We start from the raw sequence: 5383 nt of genomic DNA, 5'->3' as shown, positions 1-5383 counted from the left end.
AAATTGTTTTGTGCCGTTACCGGCGACTCTTAATACTATATCAGATCTTTCGATACTTGTCAACATCTTTTTCTAAAAAAACTTTTTAAACTTTGTCGAATTTGTTAATCCTTCATGCGACTTTTAATAATATATCAAATATGATCATTTTTGTCAATAACTTTTTTAAAAAGTCTTATAGAATTATTAATTCTAAAGTAACTACTAGTACTTTATCTAAATTCTTATAATATGTCAAGCATACTTTAGTATTTATACAATATAATCTAAAGACTTTACTAAAGTAATAATTTTGTATCAATAGAATAATTTTTTTTAATATATCCATTGTACAAGTTCTTATTTCTATCCCCTTTCTTTTTTTTATTATAAATCAATAACCTTCAGATACATTAATCAAATAAATCTTATCTTACTTTATATTAAATCTCATAAAAAACTTATTTAAAAATATAATTATTAAGGGGTGATTAAATGAAGCATGTCACAATAGTAGAAAGTAGAGAAGATCAAGAATTATTAACACAAAAAATAGATTTATGGATTATTGAACATGAAGGTGATATATTAGAAATCATTGATATCGAATATAATAATATTGGTTCTATGTATATGGCTACTATTACTTATGACGAAAGAAATGATTAAAAAAGGAAATTATTAGATTTAGTAATAGACAAACGGGTATATATTTAATACAATATAAACATAATAAAAGGGAATGAAAGGAACGTGATATAATGACCCAAAAAATAGAGGTATTAAATAATACTAATAAAAATGATGAGCCAAATGATAACAATAATGATACTAACAATAGCAATAATAATTCCCTTAAATTTAATATTCCTATAAAAAATTTACTTTTTATATTTGGAACTATCATTCTATTACTATCATCTTTCTTTGTTTCTGCAATAATTGCCTCTAACAATTATGAAGAAATTTTTAGATTCATAAAAACGAATATTTTCTAAAACCCACATATGTGGGTTTTAATTTTATAGCCTTATAAATATTATTAATATGAAATGTAACCTAATAAAAAGCTTCTTAATGTATTCATATCATCTTAGAGAGCCATATAACTAAAGGATTCTACCCTTCCCTGCAAATAATATATTAAATCATATATAATTATAGTATTATTCTTTATAGGAATATCTAAAACTAATACTTATTTTCTGATTCTAACATATTTAGATTGTATAAGCTTACAACACTCCTGACTCCACATAATTGATAACACTATATGATAACTCTTCATTAACATGTTAAGTAGATCTTTCTCTTATCTACTTAATAAAATTGTTATTATCACTTAACTTTATATCAACTTTTGTCTTGACCTCATTAATAATATTCTCACTCATTCCAGCTAATATATTATCTTTTTTTGAATATCCTTATATCTTATTTATCTATCTCAATAGACTTAACTAAATTCTCATCTATTCTTATTACTTATATTCTTTGCTGTGTTATTTCCATTCTTTTCATATACATTATAGAGATAACTTCATGATTATATAGAGAATATTTAAGTTCATAATATATCACTTCCACGCCCCCAATCGTACGTTTTTATTAATTCTCTCAAAGCTCTTGGTCAGTATAAATCCAAGTATGAAATATAGTATGAAATTAATAAAAGCCTAATATGAAAAACTCTGGACTATTTATTTACTTTAGTTCTTATATTATCAAAACATCTTTTATTTGTTTAATGATAAATGGTTACATCAATTGCAGCTAGTTTTTTTCTAAGTAATTTTTTATCTTCGCTAGTTTTATCTAAAATCTCTACTATACTTAATTATTGATTATTATATTAAGTTATATAATATACTTATAAATTCAATACCAACTAAAACAAATACAACTGATATTAATCTTTCTATACTTGTGGATGGAAAAATATATCCAAATCCTATATGTATTGTTGTAACAAAACTCTGAAATTGATATTCCATTGTCTTTAATTTTATCAATACACACTTTATATTCTATCTTTTTAATAATAGTAAATTAAATTATTAGACTTTTTTTATTATAAAAAATAATTGTAGTCTAAGATAATATACATTTATAATCTCATCTTTCTTAAAAATGGGCACAAAAATAAAGGGTCGGCATCTCAGCTTTAACCCTCTATTTTAAAACGTTTATGTATGGTGCGCCCAGGAGGACTTGAACCCCCAACCTTCTGATTCGTAGTCAGACTAAGGATTGATTTATATCTATATTTGAAATGCTTTTTGTTAGTTATATGTTAGTTTCACGTATTTTTCTGGACCATTATTATTATTATTCTATAATATTACCCATTTAAAATTTTATTGCAAGTATAATATAATTTTTATTGTATGCTCATAGAAATTAAGCGCAAAAAAATCCCCCTATATAATAGTAGGAATTTTTTATACTATCAATTAACGTATAATAATGTAATCCTATTACCTCAACAACGTCTTGTATCTACAAACTTTCTCTTTAGTCTCTATTCCATAGCAATGCAATGGTTTAGTTTATTATTTATATAGTATGCTAGTTATTTAGACCTAATTTTCTTGTTAGAGTAATTATTTTTACTATTTTTATTTACAATATTACCATTTTAATGTAATATGATATTAACAATGCATTGTTAGTAATATATTACATTAATTAAAGGAGGAGTTATATTTGAAAAACTTTAAAAAGATAATAAAGTACGTAGGCTTGATTTGTCTTTTGATGATTGTTACCTCAGTTTCTGTATCTGCAGCAACTGGAAATGTTGCGTACTCCACTTATTATGATGGAGAACGTGCCGTAATATATTTTATTGGTGATAATCCTGGATTTTATCATGTAGGAGGTTCTTTATCTTGGAGAAATAACAATCCAGGGAATCTAAGGTGGGCATCTAGCCAGATTGGAAGTAATAATAATTTTGCAATTTTCAAAAGTTATTCTGATGGATATAATGCTATGAAGAATCTAGTATTCGGAACATACGGAAGTAAAACAATTGCTGAAATGATAGAAATATATGCTCCTAGTTCAGAAAATGATACTGAAAACTATATATCTTTTGTTGAGTCAAGAACAGGTATGGACAGAAATACTGTTTTAAATTCAATGAATTCAACACAACAAAATAGTTTGTTAGACGTAATGATTACTCATGAAGGTTATTTCCCAGGTACGATAGTATATACTGATATTATGCTAGACTAACATATGAAAACTATAGTTTATTTAAAAGTCCTAATACTTAATAAGTATTAGGACTTTTAAATAAACTATAATATTTTGAGCCTTAATTGGCACTTCTTCTGTCTATTTTATTAATATTTTCTCCTGGAGATGATTAAGGAACTGCTTTTTATTAGCTGTAATTTCTTTATAGGTTTGTTCATCTATTACTTTATTATCTAATGATCTATCAGCTAATTCTAGAAACATATTTGTTATTTCTTCAAGCTCTTTTATATATTCCAATTCTTATCCCTCCTAGGAGATTATTCTACATTATTTTAAAAAATCCTTCTTTTATGTAAAATATAAGCAATATTACAATTATATATACCTTATATAATAAATATTGATAATTAAGGAGATTTAGATTATAATTGAAAAAGTGAGCCAAAATATATTTAAAGAAAGTTTGATAGTTATGAATAATTTAGAGAATCTTAAAAAAAGAATAACATTCCTACGAGAAGAGATGCATGAATTAATAAATTCAGAAGACTTTCTTACTGCTAATAATGTAGTAAGTATTAGTCAAGAACTTGATAAAGCTTTAGATGAATATTATAAAATTAAAAATAATCATTAATCAATAATTAAACCAGGATAATTGTCCTGGTTTAATTATTGATTAATTTTAATGCCATTTCTCCTCTTTCCGTTACTACAATAGATCTTCCATAAGCTTCTATCTTATTAATACACCCTTTGTCTTCCATTTTTTTAATATACGTATGAACTGTACTAGTAGATTTTTTAGATATGTACTAGAAGTTTAAATTTTTTTACCCACGTAACCGAACATACATTCTTATTAGTGTATAATGGTAATTAGAAAACCTATAAAGGAGGAATCTATAATGCGTAATCCCAGCGGATATGGTAGCGTATATAAGCTATCAGGAAAAAGAAGAAATCCATGGATAGTAAGAAAAACTACTGGATGGACTGATGAAGGTAAGCAAGAATATTATACTGTTGGCTACTACCTTACTAGAGCCAAATCACTTCAAGCACTTGCAGATTATAATAAGAACCCTATAGCCTCTCGAGGTGATGTGACCTTTAGAGAAATATATGAAGAATGGTCCACGAGTAAATATGAGAAGATATCTAAGAAAACTATACAAAGTTATGAAGTAGCCTGGAATCATCTATCTATTCTAAAAGATGAGAAAATAAAAGATATTAAAACATCTCAACTTCAAGAAATAATAAGTAGAACTAAATTATCAAAGAGTTCATTATCAAAAATAAGATTGTTGGCCAAGATGCTTTTTGATTATGCTATGCAGGATGATATAGTCAAAAAGAATTATGCTGAATATGTGGAATTACCATCACAAAAGAAACAGGAAAAAGAAATATTTAATGATGTAGAAATAAAAATAATAGAAGAAAAGTCTAATAGTATCCCTTGGTTAGATACAGTACTAATATTAATCTATACTGGTATGAGAGTAGCTGAATTATTATCTATAACTAAATTTAATGTTGATATTGAAAACATGATTATAATAGGTGGTATAAAAACAGATGCAGGTAGAGATAGGATTATTCCAGTACATCCTAAGATACAAAAGATAATAAAAAAGTACTATAACACCAAAGGATCATACTTATTTAATAAAGATGGAGAAAAACTTAGAGTAGATTATTATAGAAAGTATTTATACTATAGAGCATTAGAAAAAGCTCAGATACGAAAATTAACCTCTCACAGCTGTCGACATACCTTTGCTGCTAGTCTTAGATGTAGATACGCTCTCTATACAGAAAATAATAGGCCATGCAGACTATTCTACTACTGCAAATATATATACACATTTAGATATAAAAGAATTAAAGAAAGCTATAGAGAAAATATAGGTTGATTTTTGTTAGTTGTTTGTTAGTTGTAAGATATAATTTAGACGATTTTGGACTGATTTCATAGAAAAAACAAAAACCCGCAAAGTAGGCTCTAGACATCTACTTTACGGGTTTTCTCTCGTTTATGTATGGTGCGCCCAGGAGGACTTGAACCCCCAACCTTCTGATTCGTAGTCAGACACTCTATCCAGTTGAGCTATAGGCGCAAATTTGGAGGCGGCACCCAGATTCGAACTGGGGGTAAAGGATTTGCAGTCCTCTGCCTTACCACTTG

At 26.6% G+C, this 5383-nt stretch carries 7 protein-coding genes and 1 tRNA gene; 5 read left to right on the top strand and 3 right to left on the bottom strand.

Translation table 11 applies throughout. The annotated features are described in order from the left end of the window. The first annotated feature begins 474 nt into the window (after window positions 1-474). Window positions 475-648 (top strand): hypothetical protein, encoded by a 174-nt coding sequence (locus tag GOQ27_RS01290; protein ID WP_203365006.1) that lies wholly within the window; start codon window positions 475-477, stop codon window positions 646-648. A 92-nt stretch (window positions 649-740) separates the two neighbouring features. Beyond that, window positions 741-977: a hypothetical protein gene (locus tag GOQ27_RS01285; protein ID WP_203365005.1), complete on the top strand. Its 237-nt coding sequence runs from the start codon at window positions 741-743 to the stop codon at window positions 975-977. 849 nt (window positions 978-1826) lie between these two features. Here the strand turns inward: GOQ27_RS01285 and GOQ27_RS01280 are convergent. Then, complete coding sequence (locus GOQ27_RS01280) at window positions 1827-1973, bottom strand: ion channel (RefSeq protein ID WP_203365004.1); 147 nt, start codon at window positions 1971-1973, stop codon at window positions 1827-1829. A gap of 712 nt (window positions 1974-2685) precedes the next feature. Between GOQ27_RS01280 and GOQ27_RS01275 the strand changes: the two genes are divergently transcribed. After that, a complete protein-coding gene (locus tag GOQ27_RS01275; RefSeq protein ID WP_203365003.1) occupies window positions 2686-3222 on the top strand; it encodes a hypothetical protein in 537 nt (178 codons plus the stop codon). Between the two features lie 102 nt (window positions 3223-3324). Here GOQ27_RS01275 and GOQ27_RS01270 read toward each other — a convergent pair whose 3' ends face one another. Further along, the gene (locus tag GOQ27_RS01270) at window positions 3325-3486 is read right to left on the bottom strand and encodes a hypothetical protein (RefSeq protein ID WP_203365002.1); all 162 of its coding nucleotides are present in this window, start codon (window positions 3484-3486) and stop codon (window positions 3325-3327) included. Window positions 3487-3625: 139 nt separating this feature from the next. Here GOQ27_RS01270 and GOQ27_RS17000 point away from each other — a divergent pair, with 139 nt between their 5' ends. Together GOQ27_RS17000 and GOQ27_RS01260 are read left to right on the top strand one after the other, a co-directional pair. Next, entirely contained in the window at window positions 3626-3826 is a 201-nt protein-coding gene (locus GOQ27_RS17000; RefSeq protein ID WP_203365001.1) for a Spo0E family sporulation regulatory protein-aspartic acid phosphatase, read from the top strand. A gap of 271 nt (window positions 3827-4097) precedes the next feature. Further along, a complete protein-coding gene (locus GOQ27_RS01260; RefSeq protein ID WP_203365000.1) occupies window positions 4098-5111 on the top strand; it encodes a tyrosine-type recombinase/integrase in 1014 nt (337 codons plus the stop codon). A 127-nt stretch (window positions 5112-5238) separates the two neighbouring features. Here GOQ27_RS01260 and GOQ27_RS01255 read toward each other — a convergent pair. Beyond that, a tRNA-Arg gene (locus tag GOQ27_RS01255) sits at window positions 5239-5315 on the bottom strand. Window positions 5316-5383: the final 68 nt, after the last annotated feature.

Source organism: Anaeromonas frigoriresistens (assembly GCF_016820655.1).
Taxonomy (GTDB): Bacteria; Bacillota; Clostridia; order Tissierellales; family SIT17; genus Anaeromonas; species Anaeromonas frigoriresistens.
The sequence above is the reverse complement of the archived record's forward strand: the minus strand, read 5'-3'. Positions and strand labels throughout refer to the sequence as shown.

Bases quoted from the DNA above. Each gene is read 5' to 3' on its own strand.
- GOQ27_RS01290 (WP_203365006.1), top strand. From the start codon at position 475: ATGAAGCATGTCACAATAGTAGAAAGTAGAGAAGATCAAGAATTATTA.
- GOQ27_RS01285 (WP_203365005.1), top strand. From the start codon at position 741: ATGACCCAAAAAATAGAGGTATTAAATAATACTAATAAAAATGATGAG.
- GOQ27_RS01280 (WP_203365004.1), bottom strand. From the start codon at position 1,973: ATGGAATATCAATTTCAGAGTTTTGTTACAACAATACATATAGGATTT.
- GOQ27_RS01260 (WP_203365000.1), top strand. From the start codon at position 4,098: ATGCGTAATCCCAGCGGATATGGTAGCGTATATAAGCTATCAGGAAAA.